This window comes from Sanguibacteroides justesenii, from assembly GCF_003204205.1.
In the GTDB taxonomy this organism is placed as follows: domain Bacteria; phylum Bacteroidota; class Bacteroidia; order Bacteroidales; family Marinifilaceae; genus Gabonibacter; species Gabonibacter massiliensis.
This window is the reverse complement of record NZ_QJPL01000007.1, coordinates 175,305-194,945: the sequence shown is the minus strand read 5'-3', so window position 1 is coordinate 194,945 and position 19,641 is coordinate 175,305. Positions and strand designations below refer to the sequence as shown.

General features: G+C 41.6%; 14 protein-coding genes and 1 tRNA gene. 2 read left to right on the top strand and 13 right to left on the bottom strand.

Annotation, left to right across the window (positions count from 1 at the left end; translation table 11 throughout):
* Positions 1–87: 87 nt before the first annotated feature.
* The 5 genes from tig to DMB45_RS12345 all read right to left on the bottom strand — a co-directional run bounded on the left by tig (position 88) and on the right by DMB45_RS12345 (position 6,018).
* Positions 88–1,440 carry a trigger factor gene (gene tig / locus DMB45_RS12365; protein WP_041504348.1) on the bottom strand — a complete coding sequence of 451 codons (1,353 nt, stop codon included), beginning with the start codon at positions 1,438–1,440 and terminating at the stop codon, positions 88–90.
* Positions 1,441–1,519: 79 nt separating this feature from the next.
* A tRNA-Leu gene (locus tag DMB45_RS12360) sits at positions 1,520–1,601 on the bottom strand.
* A gap of 62 nt (positions 1,602–1,663) precedes the next feature.
* Positions 1,664–2,395, bottom strand: coding sequence for an LPS export ABC transporter ATP-binding protein (gene lptB, locus DMB45_RS12355; protein ID WP_041504347.1), 732 nt, complete (start codon positions 2,393–2,395; stop codon positions 1,664–1,666).
* 105 nt (positions 2,396–2,500) lie between these two features.
* Entirely contained in the window at positions 2,501–4,996 is a 2,496-nt protein-coding gene (locus DMB45_RS12350) for a DUF5686 and carboxypeptidase-like regulatory domain-containing protein (protein ID WP_110688811.1), read from the bottom strand.
* 56 nt (positions 4,997–5,052) lie between these two features.
* Positions 5,053–6,018: a KpsF/GutQ family sugar-phosphate isomerase gene (locus DMB45_RS12345; RefSeq protein ID WP_041504346.1), complete on the bottom strand. Its 966-nt coding sequence runs from the start codon at positions 6,016–6,018 to the stop codon at positions 5,053–5,055.
* A gap of 237 nt (positions 6,019–6,255) precedes the next feature.
* Between DMB45_RS12345 and recQ the strand changes: the two genes are divergently transcribed.
* Complete coding sequence (gene recQ, locus DMB45_RS12340; protein WP_041504345.1) at positions 6,256–8,430, top strand: DNA helicase RecQ; 2,175 nt, start codon at positions 6,256–6,258, stop codon at positions 8,428–8,430.
* A gap of 38 nt (positions 8,431–8,468) precedes the next feature.
* On the opposite strand, the gene DMB45_RS12335 is transcribed toward recQ, so the two are convergent.
* Positions 8,469–9,131 carry an MgtC/SapB family protein gene (locus DMB45_RS12335; protein WP_041504344.1) on the bottom strand — a complete coding sequence of 221 codons (663 nt, stop codon included), beginning with the start codon at positions 9,129–9,131 and terminating at the stop codon, positions 8,469–8,471.
* 76 nt (positions 9,132–9,207) lie between these two features.
* Between DMB45_RS12335 and nhaD the strand changes: the two genes are divergently transcribed.
* Positions 9,208–10,614 carry a sodium:proton antiporter NhaD gene (gene nhaD / locus DMB45_RS12330; protein ID WP_041504343.1) on the top strand — a complete coding sequence of 469 codons (1,407 nt, stop codon included), beginning with the start codon at positions 9,208–9,210 and terminating at the stop codon, positions 10,612–10,614.
* Positions 10,615–10,644: 30 nt separating this feature from the next.
* Here nhaD and DMB45_RS12325 read toward each other — a convergent pair whose 3' ends face one another.
* The 7 genes from DMB45_RS12325 to DMB45_RS12295 all read right to left on the bottom strand — a co-directional run bounded on the left by DMB45_RS12325 (position 10,645) and on the right by DMB45_RS12295 (position 19,621).
* The gene (locus tag DMB45_RS12325; protein ID WP_041504342.1) at positions 10,645–11,913 is read right to left on the bottom strand and encodes an adenylosuccinate synthase; all 1,269 of its coding nucleotides are present in this window, start codon (positions 11,911–11,913) and stop codon (positions 10,645–10,647) included.
* A gap of 91 nt (positions 11,914–12,004) precedes the next feature.
* Positions 12,005–12,457 (bottom strand): Fur family transcriptional regulator, encoded by a 453-nt coding sequence (locus DMB45_RS12320; RefSeq protein ID WP_041504341.1) that lies wholly within the window; start codon positions 12,455–12,457, stop codon positions 12,005–12,007.
* Between the two features lie 83 nt (positions 12,458–12,540).
* Positions 12,541–14,751 (bottom strand): RelA/SpoT family protein, encoded by a 2,211-nt coding sequence (locus tag DMB45_RS12315; protein ID WP_041504464.1) that lies wholly within the window; start codon positions 14,749–14,751, stop codon positions 12,541–12,543.
* A gap of 23 nt (positions 14,752–14,774) precedes the next feature.
* Positions 14,775–15,599: a glutamate racemase gene (gene murI, locus DMB45_RS12310; RefSeq protein WP_041504340.1), complete on the bottom strand. Its 825-nt coding sequence runs from the start codon at positions 15,597–15,599 to the stop codon at positions 14,775–14,777.
* 95 nt (positions 15,600–15,694) lie between these two features.
* Positions 15,695–16,210: an OmpH family outer membrane protein gene (locus DMB45_RS12305; protein WP_041504339.1), complete on the bottom strand. Its 516-nt coding sequence runs from the start codon at positions 16,208–16,210 to the stop codon at positions 15,695–15,697.
* A 106-nt stretch (positions 16,211–16,316) separates the two neighbouring features.
* On the bottom strand, positions 16,317–18,872 hold the full coding sequence (locus tag DMB45_RS12300) for a BamA/OMP85 family outer membrane protein (RefSeq protein WP_041504338.1): 2,556 nt from the start codon (positions 18,870–18,872) through the stop codon (positions 16,317–16,319).
* A 5-nt stretch (positions 18,873–18,877) separates the two neighbouring features.
* Positions 18,878–19,621 carry an isoprenyl transferase gene (locus tag DMB45_RS12295; RefSeq protein WP_041504337.1) on the bottom strand — a complete coding sequence of 248 codons (744 nt, stop codon included), beginning with the start codon at positions 19,619–19,621 and terminating at the stop codon, positions 18,878–18,880.
* Between the last annotated feature and the right edge of the window lie 20 nt (positions 19,622–19,641).

Here is a 19,641-nt window from a genome sequence, read left to right as displayed (position 1 = left end):
TAAAAACAAAACATGTTAAAAACAATAGGAAACATAAAAAAACTGCCGGAAAAAATTTTCCGGCAGTTTTTTCTATATTGAAAAAAATTACTTCTCAAACAATTTCCCGAATTCATCCATCGTTACCAACTGCTCCTCCAATTTTACACCTTCTTTCACGGTAGCGAAAATTTTATTCTCCAAAGCTCTCTCGTACATATTGGCACGTTGCTTTTGATCTTCCAACAAACGAACGGCAAAACCGTCCAACTGTTCATTGGTCAGACCGTACAATCCGTATTGTTGCAATTGAGCTGCCGCAATCTCACGAGCCATTCCTTTCATATCCTCATCCTCTACCTTTATTTCGTACTCCTTAACCATAGCAGTCTTAATCAACTGCCACTTGAACTCCTCCCGATAAGAATCGAAGTCCTTCTCTACCGATTCGGGTGTCATCTCCCTGTTCGTAGCCACCATCCAACGTTTCAAAAAAGCTTCCGGCAAAACAACATCCTCATTCTTTTTCAGCATTTTATCGCGAGCATCCACAGAGAAACGATATTCACTATGTCCCTTAAACTGGTTTCCTAAATCTTCTTTTACTTTAGCGCGAAACTCCTCCACACTCTTTACCGCACCCTCTCCATATAATTTATCAAACAATGCCTGATTAACTTCCGCATCGACATATCTTTTTATCTCACTGACAATCAAACAGAAATCAGACTTAACTTTCTCAGCCTCCTCCTTGCTTACTCCCAACATGGCGGCAAAATCAGTCTTATTCGGATAAGCTCTTGCCGGATTGAAAATAACTTCACTTCCCGCTTTTGCCCCGATAAAAGCATTACGAGCCTCTTCGTCCTTCATATGATACACGGAAACAGAAGCATCCTCATTGCGAATTCCTCCCTCTTTCGGTTTCCCGTTTTCGTCCAATTCGATCAGCTCACCTTTCAAATACTCTGTCCCTTCAACAACATCAACGACCTCAAGACTTCCGCTATTTTTACAGATACTCTCGACCTGTTTGTCTATCATTTCATCATCAATCTTTATCGTATAATAAGGTACTTTCTCACGCTTGCTCAACTTCACATTCATCACGGGAGCCAATGCAATATCATAAGTAAATTCGAAATTCTCCTGATCCAAATTCAAATCCTGTCCTTCCGTTTCGTTAGGAAGCGGTTCCCCAAGCAAATTCAGTGTATTGTCTTGAATATATTTGGTCAGCCCTTCTCCTATCAATTTATTGATCTCCTCTATCAACACGGCCTTACCGTACATCTTCCTTATGATCCCAAAGGGAGTTTTACCTTTACGAAAACCGTCAATTACTGCTTTCTTCTGATACTCCTTCAATGCATCGTTCACGCGGGTAGCGTAGTCATCCTTATCTAATTGAACCTTAAGAGTTGCGTTAAGGTCATCGATCTGGGTTTGTGTTATATTCATACTTCTCTATGATAAATGATAATAATGATAAAACAAACAAAAAAGCCACCTAAATGAAGGCGGCCAGCTCTTTCTCAAGTGCGGGCGAAGGGACTCGAACCCCCACGCCTTGCGGCACTAGATCCTAAGTCTAGTGCGTCTACCAATTTCGCCACGCCCGCTTGCTAATTTGCGGTGCAAATATAGTGCTTTTTTATCAGTTCCAAAATTTTTAAACCTTTTTTTATTTTTTCCTTCTTAGTTCAAAATTCTTTCCCAAGTATACGCGTCTCACCTCCGGATCTTCCGCCAATTGTTCCGCTGAACCCGATTGCAATATACGTCCGTCATACAGCAGATAAGCCCGGTCGGTAATACACAAGGTCTCCTGTACGTTATGGTCCGTAATCAAAATACCGATATTCTTCTCTTTCAATTTCTGTACTATACTCTGAATGTCTTCCACGGCAATGGGATCGACACCGGCAAACGGTTCATCCAACAAAATAAATTTCGGAGAAATGGATAAAGCCCGCGCAATCTCCGTACGCCGACGTTCTCCCCCCGACAGTTGGATACCTTTGCTTTTTCGAATATGCTGCAACCCGAACTCATCCAACATCTCTTCCAAACGTTGCTTTTGATAATCTTTCGGGAACTTACTCATCTCCAGTACGGCTTTGATATTATCTTCCACGCTCAGTTGTCTGAACACGGAAGCTTCCTGCGCCAGATAACCGACTCCCAGTTGAGCTCTCCGGTACACCGGCTCCGTCGTAATTTCCGTATCGTCCAAAAAAATACGTCCGCCATTCGGTTTGATCAAACCTACGATCATATAAAAAGAGGTCGTCTTTCCTGCCCCGTTCGGCCCTAACAACCCCACGATCTCCCCTTGCTCCACGTTTACCGAAACTCCTTTTACGACGGTTCTGCTTTTGTATTTTTTTACCAGATCCTCAGCCCTTAATTTCATATTATTCAGTTTTATCGCGCTAAGATAATTCTTTTCGACGTAAAAGTAAAAGCCGTCACCCAAAAATGATCAAAAGTGACAATTTGCCTATACGATAACTCTCCGTCAGAAATTCAAATGCAAGGAAAAATTAATGGCAAAATTATCCACGTCCTGCCTATCTTTATCCTTCCGATGAGTTATTCTCCACATGGCATCGATACGAATAAATCGAAATATATTTTCAACACCGAACCCAGCCTCTATATAAGGTTTCGAAACCGAAGACATTCCTTGGGGAAAGAGCAACAAAGCTTCCGTGTCGGGTCGGCTTCCGTTATTTTTATCGGACAAAGATCCCCACAACGCTTTTACTGTCGCCACCTCGCGCCACTTCAACCGCTTCATTAACGGAATTTTACTCAAGAAAAATCCCCGGAAATGATGTTCCCAGAAAACAGCTCCCCACAAATCCGAGGCAAACTCGTAGAAATTCATACAAGAAAAAGCATAAGGATCATAGAAATAGGTCGCATTCCCTTCATGCAATTTCAACAAAGGATAGGGAACTTTTCCGAATATTTTCCCTCCGGACAACATAACGTCGCTGTAACCTATCGGAGCAATCGTAAAATCATGTTTAACGGAAAGCTCCAAACGTTGATAATTGTATTGACTGTTAAAAACCCCTTTTACACCTGCGATCAAATCCATACCGACAATAGGGTATTTAGACCCCATAGACATCTTGTCGAAAGTCTTACGTACCACTACCTCATTTTTAGAAAAACGCAATCCCAAGCGGAATTGTGAGGTACGGATCTGGCTTACCTCCATACTATCCGGACGGAAAAAATCCACATAAGGGGTAGGAAACATCTGTCTGTATTCATAGGCAAAAGTATTGGTAAACCACGACCACCACTCTTTTTCATACCGTAAATCAAATTGATTGATAAGCGTCAATTTTTCATTATTACCCCGGGAGAAAATAGAACTTAAAATATTTCCGGTAGTGAAAGCATTTTCGCTCGCACCCAATTGAAGCACATCATGTTTACCCCCGATCGTCATTTTGGAAGTCGGCAACGTATTGAATACGATCTCCACACTCCCCCCTCCTTTAAATTCATTGTCTTTCGTACTGTAAGCACCGTAACCGCTCAGGCGTATTTTCTTGCTGAATTCACTCGTGGTACGGGCTCCCAGCTGGAATCTTGCACCTTCCAGCTTATTAAAACTGAATAACTTATAATAAGGTCCCAACTCCACTTTTTTCACCGGATAATAACCGAACAGCACCGTATTGATCAAATCATATATGTTTTGATACAAAGGCACATTCTTTATCGAGTCTACCATATTATAGATATTCTGTTCCCGTTCGCTCAACTGATAAGGACGCACCGACTGCCAATAACTCTCATCATTCTTCAACACATCCTCACTCAATATCATATCATTATCCAACCTGGCAATTTCCGGCGGAATATCCTCGTTAATCCTTACATCTGAATAGTCGATTTGCCGGTGTCCCATAAAAGATATCAACTTAGAGGAATCTTTCATTTGCACGGTAAAATCCGCCATGATTTTGTCCTGTTTCAAAAACCAGGTCGAATCATTCACCAGCTCGTTGGTATTTTCAATCACCAAATCTCGAATCCAGTTTACATTTAATCCCTTTACCATACGCAAGGTAGCGGACTCCAAAGCCCAGGTCAAAGAATCGATATTGATCTCTCCGTCGAAAACCGGAATCGATTTTCCCTTGGGATGGAAACGAATCTTATATATCTTTCTCCCTTCCTTTTGAACACTATCCACCAAAAAATATTTATAATACATCAATCCGTGTTCACTTAAAGGACTGGCAAAGTTTACTTCAAAAATATTAATATAATTATCATACAGGTTCACGTTCACGTGCAGATGTCCCGTGAATTGGGCCAGGGTATAATCTTCTTCTATGCCCGATATACGACTGGCTTTTACAATTTCCCTGCTTAAGCGGGGGTTTTTCCGATAATAATAGTCAGCTGAAGCTTCCGAAATCATAACGGGCAGATAAGCTTTACCCGTTATAACAGAGGTATCGATATATTGAAATATAAAGCCGAAATTCTTTTGCAGTTTTTTATTTCTAAATTCCGGTTTTATATTGGCCACGTCCAGTTCCATTTTGGTATAAGTGGAACAATGATAAGAGTCCTTCTCGGCCGGGTTGTTTCGTCTCTTATTTTTAGAGATATTACGCAAAATAGCGTGAGCAGGATTCTCCCCCGGAGTCACCATCACTTCTTCTAAATCCGTAACAACCGGTACCAGTTTAAAGTCCACCGTATTGAATGCTCCCGGCTTTATCTTTACCACCTGCCGCTCGTAAGAAAGATAAGCCGCCATAATCTCCGACACTTCAGCGCGGGTTTCAATTGTATAATATCCGTCAAAATCCGTGGTAATTCCGATCGTAGTTCCGACAAAAGAGATACTTACCAAAGGTAAAGGCTCTCCCGTTTTGGCATCGGTCACCCGTCCGCGTACTTTAGTTGTTTGTGCCGATAATTCGGTAATCCATAAAGACAAAAATAAAAATAGAATGAATTTTGCGCGTTTCATCATATTCAAAATCTCCCACTTTTAAATTTTTCATTGCCACCTTTAAAATCATGATCCCATCAAACCACCCCTTCGCGCAATATGTCATGTAAATGAACGATTCCCTTATAACGTAACTTCTCGTCAACAACGACCAGTTGAGTAATACTATTTTTTTCCATCAACCGATAGGCGTTATAAGCCAACTCCTCTTCAAAAATAGTCTTCGGAGACTTCGACATAATATCGTTTGCCGTCAATCCGTCGACATCTTCATATTTCTCCATCATTCTCCGTAAATCACCGTCTGTAATAATCCCTATTAGTTTCTCGTTTTCGTCCACAATAGCAACAGCTCCCAATCTTCCTTTCGACATCGCTAAAATCACCGGACGAATTCCCGCTTCCTTCTTGATACAAGGACGATTATTTTTATCAAAAACATCTGCGACCCTTAAATACAAACGTTTTCCCAAAGAACCTCCCGGATGATATTTAGCAAAATCCCGACTAGAAAAACTTCTGCAACCGATCAGACACATTGCTAATGCATCTCCTAACACTAATTGTGCCGTAGTTGAATTTGTCGGGGCTAAATTTAAAGGACCGGCCTCTTTTTCCACTTTTGCCTTCAAAACATACATCGCATTTTGTGCCAAAAAAGAATCGGTATTAGAGACCATGGCTATGATGTTATGATTACCTATATTCCGTATCAACGGGACGAGTACCTTTATCTCCGGAGTATTTCCACTTTTTGAAACGCAGATAACCACATCCTCCTCCCGGATCATTCCCAAATCACCGTGAATAGCATCAGCGGCATGCATAAATATAGCCTGAGTACCCGTTGAGTTTAGGGTCGCTACAATTTTCGTCGCTATGATGGCACTTTTACCGATACCGGTAACAATGACGCGTCCTTTGCTCTCGTAAATCAATTTTACGACAGCCTCAAAGTCTTTATCTATGTATCGGGACAGATTCTGAATAGCTTCGGCCTCATCCCGAATCACATTCAAGGCGATTGATTTTATGTCTACCATGCTCCTTTTCGTTTATTAATTTCAAAAAACGAGTTTCAGCAAAAAAAAAAATCAAAATTTATTGCACACTCGGTTTTTGTCTATAACTTTACTAAGGGCAAAAGTATTATTTTTTTACGATTGCCCCAAAAATGTGTAGGAATAGATTTATTATCGCCTATTTTGTTTGTACAAAAAAATTAAGTTATAAATTTGCACTCCCTCCTATGGAGGTGTGTAGAAATTTTTAATAAAATCATGGGATTGCAAATTGATTTACATGCTAAATTAAAAGAGTATTTCGGTTTTGATAATTTTAAAGGGAATCAGGAGCAGATTATTAAGAATGTACTGGCAGGAAACAATACTTTTGTTTTAATGCCTACGGGAGGGGGAAAATCTTTATGTTATCAACTGCCCGCTCTCATTCTGGAAGGGACAGCGATTGTAATCTCTCCGCTGATTGCTTTAATGAAAAACCAGGTGGATGCAATGCGCTCCTTTAGCGAATCTGAAGGCGTAGCTCATTTCATGAACTCTTCTCTCAGTAAAAACGACATATTAAGCGTAAAAGAAGACGTACTCAACGGCAAAACAAAATTATTGTATGTAGCTCCGGAGTCATTAACCAAAGAAAGTAATATCGAATTCCTCCGTAAGGTCAATATCTCTTTCTTTGCCGTGGACGAAGCGCATTGTATCTCCGAATGGGGGCATGACTTCCGTACGGAATACCGGAAAATCCGTCCTATCGTGGAACAAATAGGGAAAGCTCCCATAATCGCCTTAACGGCAACGGCAACACCGAAGGTACAACACGATATTCAGAAAAACTTAGATATGCTGGATGCCCAAGTATTCAAATCTTCTTTTAACCGTCCTAATCTATATTACGAAGTACGACCGAAGATCGATCCGACAAAAGACATCATCAAATTTATTAAAAACAACGAGGGTAAATCAGGCATTATTTATTGCCTGAGTCGAAAAAAGGTAGAAGAACTGACAGAAGTCTTATGTGTGAACGGCATCAAAGCAGCCGCTTATCACGCGGGGATGGATGCGGCAACCCGGAGCATGAATCAGGACAAATTCTTAATGGAAGAGGTAAACGTCATTGTCGCAACGATCGCTTTCGGTATGGGCATTGACAAACCGGATGTCAGATTCGTTATCCACTACGATATACCCAAAAGTCTGGAAGGATACTACCAGGAAACCGGACGCGCGGGAAGAGACGGAGGAGAAGGTTATTGCCTGACTTTTTATAGTTATAAAGATATTCAGAAATTAGAAAAATTCATGCAGGGGAAACCCATTGCGGAGCAAGAGATAGGTAAACAACTTTTGTTTGAAACCGTCTCTTACGCGGAATCTTCCCTATGCAGGCGAAAAGTCCTGTTACACTATTTCGGTGAAACCTACGAGGAAGAAAATTGTGGTTCCTGCGATAATTGCCTGTTCCCCAAAAAAGAATTCGAAGGGAAAGAATATTTGATCGACGCTTTAAATACGATTCTGGAAGTTAAAGAGAAATTCAAGGTCGAGCATCTGGTAAATATTCTGATGGGAGAAACCGATTCTACTATAAAATCGTATCATCACGACGAACTGGAATCTTTCGGTATCGGTTCTGAAAAAACTCCCCAATTCTGGAATATGGTTTTCAGAAGAGCCTTAGTTAGCTGTTATATAGAAAAAGATATTGAACAATACGGTGTCATTAAATTAACTCAAAAAGGACACGAATTTTTAAAAGAACCTAAAGATTTTATGCTGATGGAAGATCATAATTTTGAAGAATCTGAAGAGAAACTTCAGGAAAAGGGGGGTGTTTCAGCGTTAGACAGCACATTATTTGCCATACTGAAAGATTTAAGAAAAAAGATAGCCAAGAAAAACAATCTGCCCCCTTATGTTATTTTCCAGGACCCGTCACTGGAAGACATGTGTATCAACTATCCGATTACCCTCGAAGAGTTAGCTAACATACAAGGAGTAGGAACAGGAAAGGCTCAAAAATATGGTAAGGAGTTTGTCGAGGTGATCAAACAATACGTGGATGACAACGAAATCGAACGGGCTCAGGATATGGTAGTTAAAACCGTCGCCAATAAATCCAAATTTAAGGTATACATCATACAAAATATCGACCGCCAAATCGATCTGGAAGACATCGCTTCCGCAGAAGGATTATCTTTTGAGGAATTAATCAAAGAGATGGAGGCTATTGTATTTTCAGGTACCAAATTGAACATCGACTACTATATTAACAAAATCCTCGATGAAGAGCAGCAACAGGAAATATTCGATTATTTCATGGAAGCCAAGAGCGACAATATCGGAGATGCTTATGATGAGTTCGACGGGGATTACGCGGAAGAAGACCTGAGGTTGATGCGTTTGAAATTCCATTCCAAACATGGAAATTAAACCAATAGAAAAAACTGCCCTGTAAGGCAGTTTTTTTTTCATTCCATACGGTCTATCATCATATCCGGAAGATGTTGCATATATTGAAATAACAAACTTTCATCCCCTGCCCTTCTCGTTTTTATAATTAAAGTCACCCGGTAAGTCGAAGAATCACCTAATTGTCCGGTTTCCGTCGAATAACTTGCGATAGTATGTCCTTTGCGTTCGATCTCATCCGTGACCAATTTAATATTTTCACGCGCGCTTGTCGTGAACACCAACAATACACTCCGTAACCCTATCCTCTTAAACAAATACCCCAACCCTTCAAGTCCCAGTAAAGTCAAAACCATAGCCCCGACACCCAGCCAATACATTCCGCCTCCCACGGCAAGTCCGATAGCTGCTGTTGCCCATACCCCTGCCGCGGTCGTCAAGCCGCGTACAAACTGTTTCTGAATAATAATAGTACCGGCCCCCAGAAAACCTATCCCGCTCACCACCTGCGCAGCTATACGACTGGGATCCAACCCTATACCCTTATCTCCCAAAACATCTTCAAAACCATATTTTGAAACAATCATAAACAAAGCGCTACCGCAAGCGACCAAGAAATGTGTTCTAAAACCAGCCTCTTTGGCCCGGTATTCCCGATCCAAACCGATAATCGCACCTAAAACACCCGCAACAAATAATCTAAAAATAAAATCCCAAATCATATCCTCTCTTTTCTATTTATGAATACCAACAAATTTACGCAAAATAACGTATGATGTTTATCAGAAACAAAAGAATATGATCACAATTGCTATCTTACTATTCATCATAGGTTACACGTTTATTGCCCTCGAACATTCCCTTGGGGTTAATAAAACCGCTACGGCCTTGGTGTTAGGAATGCTACTCTGGACCCTTTGTATCTTTGCGGGCCCGGATATCATTATCTCGGCCAACAACACTTCTTTCCATGAATACGTTACGGCAAATCCCTCTCTGCATTCTCTCTCTCTCCGGGAGCAAGCCATTCAGTATCTTATTAACCTGCAAATAATAGACCACTTAGGGAATATTGCCGAAATTTTATTTTATTTACTCGGGGCCATGACAATCGTCGAGATCATAGATACGCATCATGGCTTCGACATCATTACCAAGCAGATAAAAACAAAAAGTAAAAGAAAGTTATTGTGGCTTATCGCCTTTCTTACTTTTTTCATGTCGGCCGTATTAGACAATTTGACGACAGCCATGGTGATGGTCATGTTGTTACGTCGCCTGATTACGGATCGAACGGAACGATGGATATTCGGAAGCATCGTCATCCTCGCCGCTAACGCGGGCGGAACCTGGACTCCCATAGGAGACGTCACCACTATTATGCTCTGGATACACGACAACATAACCGCCGCTCGCATTATGAAACAACTTCTACTTCCCAGCCTGATCTCTATCGTGATACCCCTGATCATCGTCTCTTTTCAGATCAAAGGAGATACGGCTACCGTTTCCAACGCATCATCAACTACCGGCAACAATTTACCCGTCTCCCATCGCGAGCAATTTATTATTCTTTTACTGGGAATCGTCGGTTTGCTGTTTGTCCCCGTTTTCAAATCCATAACCCATTTACCGCCTTTTGTCGGCATCCTATTAGCTTTAGGCATGTTATGGATATACCTTGAGATTCTTTACAACCGCAAAAAAACACCCGCTACGACTTTCCCTTACCGAGTCTCGGCCATACTCCCCAAAGTAGATTACTCGACCCTACTCTTTTTCCTTGGCATCCTTTTGGCCGTTGCCGCTATAGAAACCGTAGGAATATTAAATCATATGGCCACCTTCCTTAACGAGAAACTGGACAATGTCTACCTTATCGACGGTATCATCGGATTACTGTCTTCCATCATCGATAATGTTCCTTTAGTGGCTGCCGCCATGGGCATGTATCCTCTCGTTACCCCGGAAACGCAACCCCTCACGCCCTATTTAATGAATTTCGTCACGAACGGTACCTTTTGGGAACTCCTGGCTTATTGCGCGGGAGTCGGGGGCAGCATCCTCATCATCGGCTCCGCAGCCGGTGTTGTGGTCATGGGGTTAGAACGTATCAATTTCGTTTGGTATCTCAAACATATCACATGGATCGCCCTCCTCGGTTATCTCGGTGGTATCGCCGTTTATATCTTACAGAAAATATAAATGGAGTGTCCTCCGACACTCCATTTTATATTACTCCTGATAACGGACGATCGTTTGTTCCCGATCCGGTCCGACGGAAACGATCTTGATCGGCACTCCCGTCTCTTCTTCGAGAAAAGTCAAATAGTTATTAAACTCTTCCGGAAATTCATCTTCCGAACTCACCCGGGTCATATCGGTTTTCCAACCGGGAAGTTCCACATAAACCGGTTTGATGTTATCATTGATTTCGAAAGGGAAATCCTCTACCTCTTTTCCGTCAATTTCGTAAGCTACACAGGCTTTGATGGTATCGAAAGAATCCAACACGTCACTTTTCATCATAATGAGTTGCGTGACACCATTTATCATAATGGCATATTTTAACGCAACCAAATCAATCCAACCGCAACGACGACGTCTTCCAGTAACGGATCCGAACTCATGTCCCAGGTCGCACAACCGATCTCCCACCTCGTTTTTCAGCTCCGTGGGGAAAGGACCGCTTCCGACACGGGTACAATAGGCTTTAAAAATACCGTAAACCTCTCCTATACGGCTCGGGGCCACCCCCAGCCCGGTACAAGCTCCGGCACAAACGGTATTGGACGAGGTCACAAAAGGATAAGAACCGAAATCGATATCCAACATCGTTCCCTGTGCCCCTTCCGCCAAAATAGACTTTCCGGCTTTCAACGAATGATTGACCTCATGTTCGCTATCTACCAATTGAAATTGTTTCAAATATTCGATTCCCTCAAACCACTCTTTTTCAACGGCAGACAAATCGTATGAAAAATTCAAACTCTTCAATATCTGTTCGTGACGAGCTTTTGCTTTCGCGTATTTAGTATCGAAGTCATGTAAAATATCCCCTACGCGAACGCCATTACGACTGATCTTATCCGTATAAGTCGGTCCGATTCCCTTCCCCGTCGTTCCCACTTTGGCATCTCCTTTAGCCACCTCATAGGCAGCATCCAAGAAACGATGTGTAGGAAGGATCAAATGGGCTTTCTTAGATACATGCAATCTCTTCTTCAAATCATGACCGGACGCCTCGAGTGCCTCTGCTTCCGCCTTAAATAAAGCAGGATCCAACACGACACCATTCCCGATAATATTTATTTTATCCCCCTGAAAAATTCCGGAAGGGATAGAACGAAGAATATATTTTTCACCGTTAAATTCCAGCGTATGTCCCGCGTTAGGACCTCCTTGGAAACGAGCAATCACATCGTAATGAGGCGTTAAAACATCAACGACCTTTCCTTTTCCCTCATCTCCCCACTGTAACCCCAGCAATACATCTACTTTCATTTGATACTATTTTAATTATAATCGCCGCGTAAGCACAACGATTTTGGATTATAAAACAATTACTAAAAAAACAAACGTACAAAGGTAATATTTATTTCGAAGCAGCCAACTTGCAGTCGTGACAGACACCATATATATAAAGCATATGATGATGAACCGAAAAATCATATTTATCCTCCACGTGCTCAACGATCTCCTCCAATCGAGGGTCTGCAAACTCTTCCACCTTTCCGCATACCTTACATACAATATGTTCGTGTTTCCTGTTGTTGTAAGCTTTTTCAAACTGGGCAATATTATTTCCGAACTGATGTTTTATCACCAGTTTGCACTCCAACAGCAAATCAATCGTATTATACAAAGTTGCCCGACTTACCCTGTAATTTTTATTCTTCATAAAAACATACAAAGATTCGATATCGAAATGTCCTGTATGAGAATAGATCTCATCTAAAATAGCATATCGTTCCGGTGTTTTACGATGTCCTTTTTGCTGCAAGTAAGTAGTAAAAATCTCTTTTACCGTCTCCTTTATTTTTTCCATTGAGTCCAAAGCACTTGATTTATGACTTTGCTAAATTACAACAAATCTCGAAAACATGCTCATCTAATTTAGAAGAATTTTAATTAAAGGTCTATATTCTCCACTCGAGATACGTTTTCCACTCCTTTCAACGAAGCTATTTTCATCATCAGATTGTTTAAATCCGCCGTATTATGTACGTATAAATGAATCATTCCTTCGAATATTCCGTCTTTCGTTTCAAAATGCACCGTGCGCATATTCACGTTATTCTCCTTAGAAATAATCATTGTAATATCACTCACGATCCCCATACTATCAATACCGTTCAATTTAATCACGGCTAAAAAAGACATAATCTTATGACTAACCCACTTGACAGGCACAATTCGATCCCCGTAACGGGACATTAAACGAATGGCTTCGGGACATTTACGTTTATGAACGGTAATCTTATCGTCGATCTTCATTCCGACGACATCATCGCCCGGAATAGGATTACAGCAAGGGGCAATAATAAAATCGGAGGCATCCTCCACAACATCATTAAAGACCTTTTCATCCTTTTTCTTTTTATCTCCCGCTCCCCCCTCTTTCGCCGCATCTGATCTGTCGTTTTTGAAAAACTGTAATTTCCAGTATTTTACAAATTTATTTTCCGATTTTCTTTTCAATGCCCTCTTCACCTCTTCCACATCCAGATGCCCTTTAGCCAAGCTAACAAACAAATCCTCTTTTGCATTCAATTTCAAATGATTGAGTGCTTTCCTCATTGTCTCTGGGGAATCGGGTAGACGCATATCCTCCAGCAATTTCTCAAAAATCATTCCGCCATTCCGGACCTGCTCTTTCTTTTCCTTCCTGCAAGTCGCACTTATATTCGTTTTCGCCTTGGCCGTAACCACGAAATCTAGCCAATCGCCCTGAGGCTTTTGCCTATCACTCGTCAACACCTCCACCTGATCTCCGCTTTGTAAAACATGACTCATGGGAACCAACTTATGATTGACCTTTGCCCCGATGCAGGAATTTCCGATTTCGGTATGGATATCATAAGCAAAATCCAAAGCCGTTGCTCCTTTGGGGAGAGTTTTCATATCTCCCTTAGGAGTAAATACCCGGATCTCTTTCGCGTATAAATTCATTTTGAATTCATCCAGAAACTCTAAAGCGTCCGTCCCCGGTTGTTCCAGCATCTCTTTGATCCCAGCCAGCCATTTATCCAATTCGGAATTAGCATCCGTATCGCCCTTATATTTCCAATGGGCGGCTAATCCCCGTTCCGCGATTTCGTCCATACGTTCCGAACGAATCTGAACCTCAATCCACCGTCCCCCCGGTCCCATTACCGTCAGATGCAATGCCTCATATCCATTCGCTTTCGGAACACTGACCCAATCCCGTATACGCTCGGGTTTGGGACTGTACAAATCCGTAATCAGGGAGTATATGTTCCAGCACTGCCATTTTTCGGGTTGATTACTTTTGGGAACGAAAACAATACGTACCGCCAGCAAATCGTATATTTCCTCAAACGAGATATGGCGACGTTGCATCTTAGACCAAACAGAATAGACGCTCTTGGTACGTGCCGTAATCTCAAACCGGTAACCATTCTCCGCCAAACGCTCCCGTATAGGAATAATAAACTGCTGAAAAAGATTCGTATTTTCGGTTTTATAGGCTTGAATCCGTTTTTCTAAAGCTTTATACTCTTCCGGATTTTCATATTTCAAACTCAAATCCTCCAATTCGGTTTTTATCGCATGCAGTCCCATACGATGAGCCAAAGGAGCATAAATATACAACGTCTCTCCCGCTATTTTCACCTGCTTATGTTCGGGCATGGAGTCTAACGTGCGCATATTATGCAAACGATCGGCAATTTTAATCAGAATCACACGAACATCATCAGCCAAAGTAAGGATCATTTTTCGAAAACTTTCGGCCTGCTTCGTGGTATTCGATCCCATCACCTCACTGATTTTCGTCAATCCATCCACGAGAGAAGCGATTTTAGGCCCAAACAGATTGGATATATCTTCTACCGTGTAATCCGTATCTTCCACGACATCATGCAGCAAAGCGGCGATCACCGACTTCGTTCCCAAACCGATCTCTTTCGTCGCGATTTTGGCCACAGCAATCGGATGAAGAATATAAGGTTCTCCGGATTTTCTCCGAACCCCCTGATGCGCCTCGTTGGCAAACTCAAACGCCACCCGAATTAACCTCTTATTCTCTTCAGTGGTCCCCTTCCGCATGGAATTCAATAAATCCTCGAAAGCTGCCTCTATTATTTCCTGCTCTGTCATATCCATCATGATTTAGGTCACGGTTATATCTCTATATGCCGGGAAGTTACGTCCGATTGCAGGAATAAAGCCGCCATCCGGTCAAACATACCCCCTTTTTCAGTCGTATAATATATGATTTTCCCCTCTTTGGAAAGTCGCCCGTCAATTTCAGGATGACGTTCCAAATAATCTTTTAAACTTCGGGCCACCAAGCCCCCCTGCTCAACAACAGTCACGCCCTCGGGTATAATCTCATCTATTTTCTCTCTTAACAGCGGATAATGGGTACAGGCCAATATAATCGTATCTATCATCGGGTCTTTTTCCATTAGCTCCTGAACATATTTTCTTACAAAATAATCCGTCCCCGGCGAATCTATTTCGTCATTCTCCACCAGAGGAACCCACATGGGACATGCCTGTTGCGTAACCCGGAGTCCCTTTTCCGAATGTATCTTGGCAATTTCCATAAGATAGGAACCGGAAGCCACGGTACCCTTGGTCCCCAATACCCCGATATGCCCGTTCGTCGTAAAACGGGGAACAGCCTCCACGCTGGGACGAATAACCCCCAGCACCCTTCTTTCCGGGTCAATCAAAGGTAAATCCACCTGCTGAATCGTACGAAGAGCCTTGGCCGATGCGGTATTACAGGCAAGTATGACCAACCGGCAATTCATTTCGAATAATTTAAAAACCGCCTGGCGGGTATATTCATAAACGACATCAAAGGATCGGGTTCCGTACGGTGTCCGAGCATTATCGCCCAAATAAATATAATCGTATCCAGGCATCTCTTTCACAATATCTTTCAATATCGTAAGCCCTCCATAACCAGAATCAAAAACCCCTATTGGACAACTCATACTTCTTTTCTATATATAGGTGCTAATATAACCTTTTTCGAGATATTAAACAAAAAAAAAAGCCGCCATCGGCGGCTTTTTATATCGGATCGACTTTATAGAATCCCGAGTTTCTTCTTAATCAAAGGCAATACATCATCGCTATTATCAGCTGCAAACAGCAATGCACCGGCTGCAAAGATATAGGTATACCCATTCTCTTTTCCCACTTCGGTAATCGCTTTTTTAATCTTTTCAAGAAGCGGAGCCATCAACTCGTTTCTCTCTCTATCCAATCTTTCACCTGCATTCGTATCAAAATCCTGTATTCTTTGATTCATTTGTTGCAATTCCTGCTCTTTCGTTTCTCTGATAATATCAGTCCACGTTTTCGCATTTTGCTGATACTCTTGATACTTTTTGGCAAACTCCGCACGCATATCCTCAGACTCTTTCCTTGCAGCCTCAAATTTCTGTTGTATTTTCGTCTGTACATCCTTAAATTCCGGCATTATACTTAACAGCTTATCCGTATCTAAATGCCCTAACTTTATAGGACTCGTCTGAGCCGAAGCTGTAAGTGCAGCAAAAATAAATGCTACAAAAACAAAAAATTTCATTGTATTCCTCATAATGTTTGTCTATTTGATGATTTACAAAAGTAATAAATTAATTGCTTTTTCACTCTTTTATCTTATTAATCTAACCTAACAAATTACAAAAAAAAGATTATGTCAACTAAAATTCCTGACCGAGTACAAAGTGTATTTGCGATCCGGCAGCTCCCGGACGACCGGGCACTTCATCAAATCCATACCCCCAGTCTATACCCAACAAACCGAACATAGGCAAAAATACGCGTAAACCGACCCCGGCAGAACGATACAGGTTAAAAGGCTCAAAATCCTTTAATTTATACCATGAGTTTCCCGCCTCCAAAAATCCCAACGCGTAAATAGTCGCCGATTGTGCCAACGAAATAGGATAACGGATCTCCATGGTAATCTTGGAATAAAGACTCGCATCCGCGGCATTCGGTGCAATAAAGCTCGACCCCGCATTCGTCAACGATCCGTTCTCGTATCCTCTCAACCCGATATATTCACGACCGTACAAGCTATATCCCGACATTCCGTCTCCACCCATTTCGAATCCTTCGAACGGGGATTTTTTATCACTATCGTAATGTCCCAGGTAACCGTATTGAACGGACGCATAAAGGACCAAAGGACGAGGTTTGTTCACATCCGTCAAAGGGACATAAACTTTCCCGCTAAACTTCCATTTATGATATTCGATCCATTTATACCTTATCCGGTCCTTCTCCGTCGCGTAATCACGATTATCAAACCAAGAGTAAGGAGGAGTAAAAGCCAAGGACAAGGTAAATTCACTTCCCTGTTTCGTGTACAAAGGGTTATCTATCGAACTCCGCTTCAACACGGTTGCAAAAGATAGATTATTGGAATTTCCGTCACTAAAAATATAATAGGGCCAATTCTTCAACTCGTAACGTTGATAAGAGATCTCGTTATACATTGTAAACCAATCGTCCGGCCAGGTAATTCTCCGTCCCAGCCCGACACTAATACCGTAAGTCAACATCAACTCGCTCGAATTATAAAAATCCTTGGATTTATTGGAGTTCACGTAATAAGAATTATAATAATTACGGGAATAACCTGTCTGGCGGGAAAAATAGGCCGAAACACTCAGCGAGTTCGGACGCTTCCCTCCTAACCACGGTTCCCGGAACGAGATACTGAACGAGGTATAATACTTACCGTTCGTTTGAGCTTTCAAACTGAATGTTTGTCCATCTCCTTGCGGTAAAGGACGATAGGAATCCCAATTAAAAATATTCCGGATAGAGAAGTTGTTGAATGTCAATCCTAACGAACCGATGATCATTCCGGCCCCCCAACCTCCGGATAACTCGATCTTATCATTGGGTTTTTCTGATACATTGTAAATAATATCCGTTGTTCCGGCTTCCGGATGCGGTTCGAATTTAGGATCGATCTTTTCCGGATCGAAGTGACCCATGTTAGCCAATTCCCGAATACTCCGAATAACATCTTGTCGACTGTACAGCTCACCCGGATACGTGTATAATTCCCGACGAATCACATGTTCATGCGTACGGGTATTACCCCTTATCATTAACTTGTTAATAGTGGCCTGAGGTCCTTCGATCACACGAATTTCCAAGTTAATCGAATCATTGCCGACAATCGTTTCAATAGGATCCAGTCTCGAAAAAAGATAACCGTTATTCTGGTATATATTACTTACTGCATCCTCATCCATATACAACCGTTCTTGGAGGTACTTGCTATTGTAGACATCTCCCTTCTTGATATTCAATAGTGAAGATAAACGCCACGATTCGTATTTGGTATTACCCACCCAAGTAATATCGTTAAAATAATATTTATTCCCTTCTTCCAGATTAATATAAATCTTCACCCTGTTCGGCGAAACCGGAACGATCGAGTCCGACAGGATAACGGCATCTCGATACCCTTTTTCATTGTATCTGCTCAGAAGATTAAATTTGTCTTCGTCATAATTTTTCTCTATAAAGTTAGCGGATTTAAAGAAATTAACAAAAGATTTTTCTTTTGTTTTTTTCATCGCCGCTTTTAATTTCCGGGCTTTAATCTCTTTATTCCCCGTAATAATAATATCGGAAATTTTAATTTTGCTATTCTTCTCGACAATAACATCCAATATCACACTCCCCTCCACGGCAGGATCATCTCTTTGAATAATCTTGATAGAGGAATTGTAATACCCTTTCTCTTTTAAATATTTCTCAATACCTCTTTTTATATTGACCTTCGTGTTCTCTGTTACCTGGATACCCGGCATAAGAGCTAATTTTTCCCGTACTTTTGTCTCTTCCGATTTTTTCAAACCGACATACAATACTTTCGAAAGCCTATAACTTCCTTGAATATACAAATTCAGATACACTTTATCTCCTTCGATCCGGTCCACGGAGATAGAGATATCAGAAAAAATCCCCTGATCATATAATCTCCGTATAGCTTTTGTTATCGCATCTCCGGGTATGGTAATCCTTTGTCCGACAATCAATCCGGACATCTGTAATAAAATATCCTTATCATAACCTCCGCCGCTACCGGTTATCTCCACCCCGGCCAACTCGTACGATTTAGGATCAGAATAATAAATCTCGATTTCTTTTTTTGTCGAATCCGCAACTTGGGCCTCAACCCAATTAAAACAAAATATAAATATCAGTACAAACGCTGTTTTTCCTATCATCTGACTCACTTTTTTAGTTGTTCTCCGGTTTTTCCGAAGCGTCTCTCTCGTTTTTGAAAATTACGAATGGCCAAATATAAATCTTCTTTTTCAAAATCAGGCCAAAATTTGTCAATAAAATATAGTTCCGTGTACGCCAATTGCCACAAAAGGAAATTACTTAACCGACATTCACCGCTTGTCCGAATTAACAAATCCGGATCCGGAATCCCGGTCGTTGTCAAATATGACGCGAATTTTTCATCATTAATACTCTCTAAATCAGATATTTTCCCACTCTTATAATCCTTAGCCAAATGTTTCGCCGCCTCCAAAAGCTCCCATCGGGCTCCGTAACTCAATGCCAGTACCAGGGTCACCCCTGTATTTTCCGACGTCAGAGCGATCAAATTTTTCAATTTCCGATATACCGCTTCAGGCAAATCCGACAGGTTACCGATAGCCATTACCCGTACTTGTTGCTTCATCAGGTTGTCCGTCTCGGCAAGAATGGCATCAACCATCAATCCCATCAACATACTTATCTCTTCCTTAGGCCGATTCCAATTTTCTATCGAAAAGGTATAAAGAGTCAAGTATTTCAGTCCGATTTCCCCACTTGCCTCCACAACTCTTTTTACCGTATCCACCCCCTCTTTATGTCCTTGCCATCGTTCCAACCCCCGACTCTTGGCCCATCTTCCGTTACCATCCATGATAATGGCCACATGATCCGGCACGTTCCTTTTGTGTTTGATTTCTTCTATCATAATTTTTCACCAGATGAGAT

Bases quoted from the DNA above. Each gene is read 5' to 3' on its own strand.
- tig (WP_041504348.1), bottom strand. From the start codon at position 1,440: ATGAATATAACACAAACCCAGATCGATGACCTTAACGCAACTCTTAAG.
- lptB (WP_041504347.1), bottom strand. From the start codon at position 2,395: ATGAAATTAAGGGCTGAGGATCTGGTAAAAAAATACAAAAGCAGAACC.
- DMB45_RS12350 (WP_110688811.1), bottom strand. From the start codon at position 4,996: ATGATGAAACGCGCAAAATTCATTCTATTTTTATTTTTGTCTTTATGG.
- DMB45_RS12345 (WP_041504346.1), bottom strand. From the start codon at position 6,018: ATGGTAGACATAAAATCAATCGCCTTGAATGTGATTCGGGATGAGGCC.
- recQ (WP_041504345.1), top strand. From the start codon at position 6,256: ATGGGATTGCAAATTGATTTACATGCTAAATTAAAAGAGTATTTCGGT.
- DMB45_RS12335 (WP_041504344.1), bottom strand. From the start codon at position 9,131: ATGATTTGGGATTTTATTTTTAGATTATTTGTTGCGGGTGTTTTAGGT.
- nhaD (WP_041504343.1), top strand. From the start codon at position 9,208: ATGATCACAATTGCTATCTTACTATTCATCATAGGTTACACGTTTATT.
- DMB45_RS12325 (WP_041504342.1), bottom strand. From the start codon at position 11,913: ATGAAAGTAGATGTATTGCTGGGGTTACAGTGGGGAGATGAGGGAAAA.
- DMB45_RS12320 (WP_041504341.1), bottom strand. From the start codon at position 12,457: ATGGAAAAAATAAAGGAGACGGTAAAAGAGATTTTTACTACTTACTTG.
- DMB45_RS12315 (WP_041504464.1), bottom strand. From the start codon at position 14,751: ATGACAGAGCAGGAAATAATAGAGGCAGCTTTCGAGGATTTATTGAAT.
- murI (WP_041504340.1), bottom strand. From the start codon at position 15,599: ATGAGTTGTCCAATAGGGGTTTTTGATTCTGGTTATGGAGGGCTTACG.
- DMB45_RS12305 (WP_041504339.1), bottom strand. From the start codon at position 16,210: ATGAGGAATACAATGAAATTTTTTGTTTTTGTAGCATTTATTTTTGCT.
- DMB45_RS12300 (WP_041504338.1), bottom strand. From the start codon at position 18,872: ATGATAGGAAAAACAGCGTTTGTACTGATATTTATATTTTGTTTTAAT.
- DMB45_RS12295 (WP_041504337.1), bottom strand. From the start codon at position 19,621: ATGATAGAAGAAATCAAACACAAAAGGAACGTGCCGGATCATGTGGCC.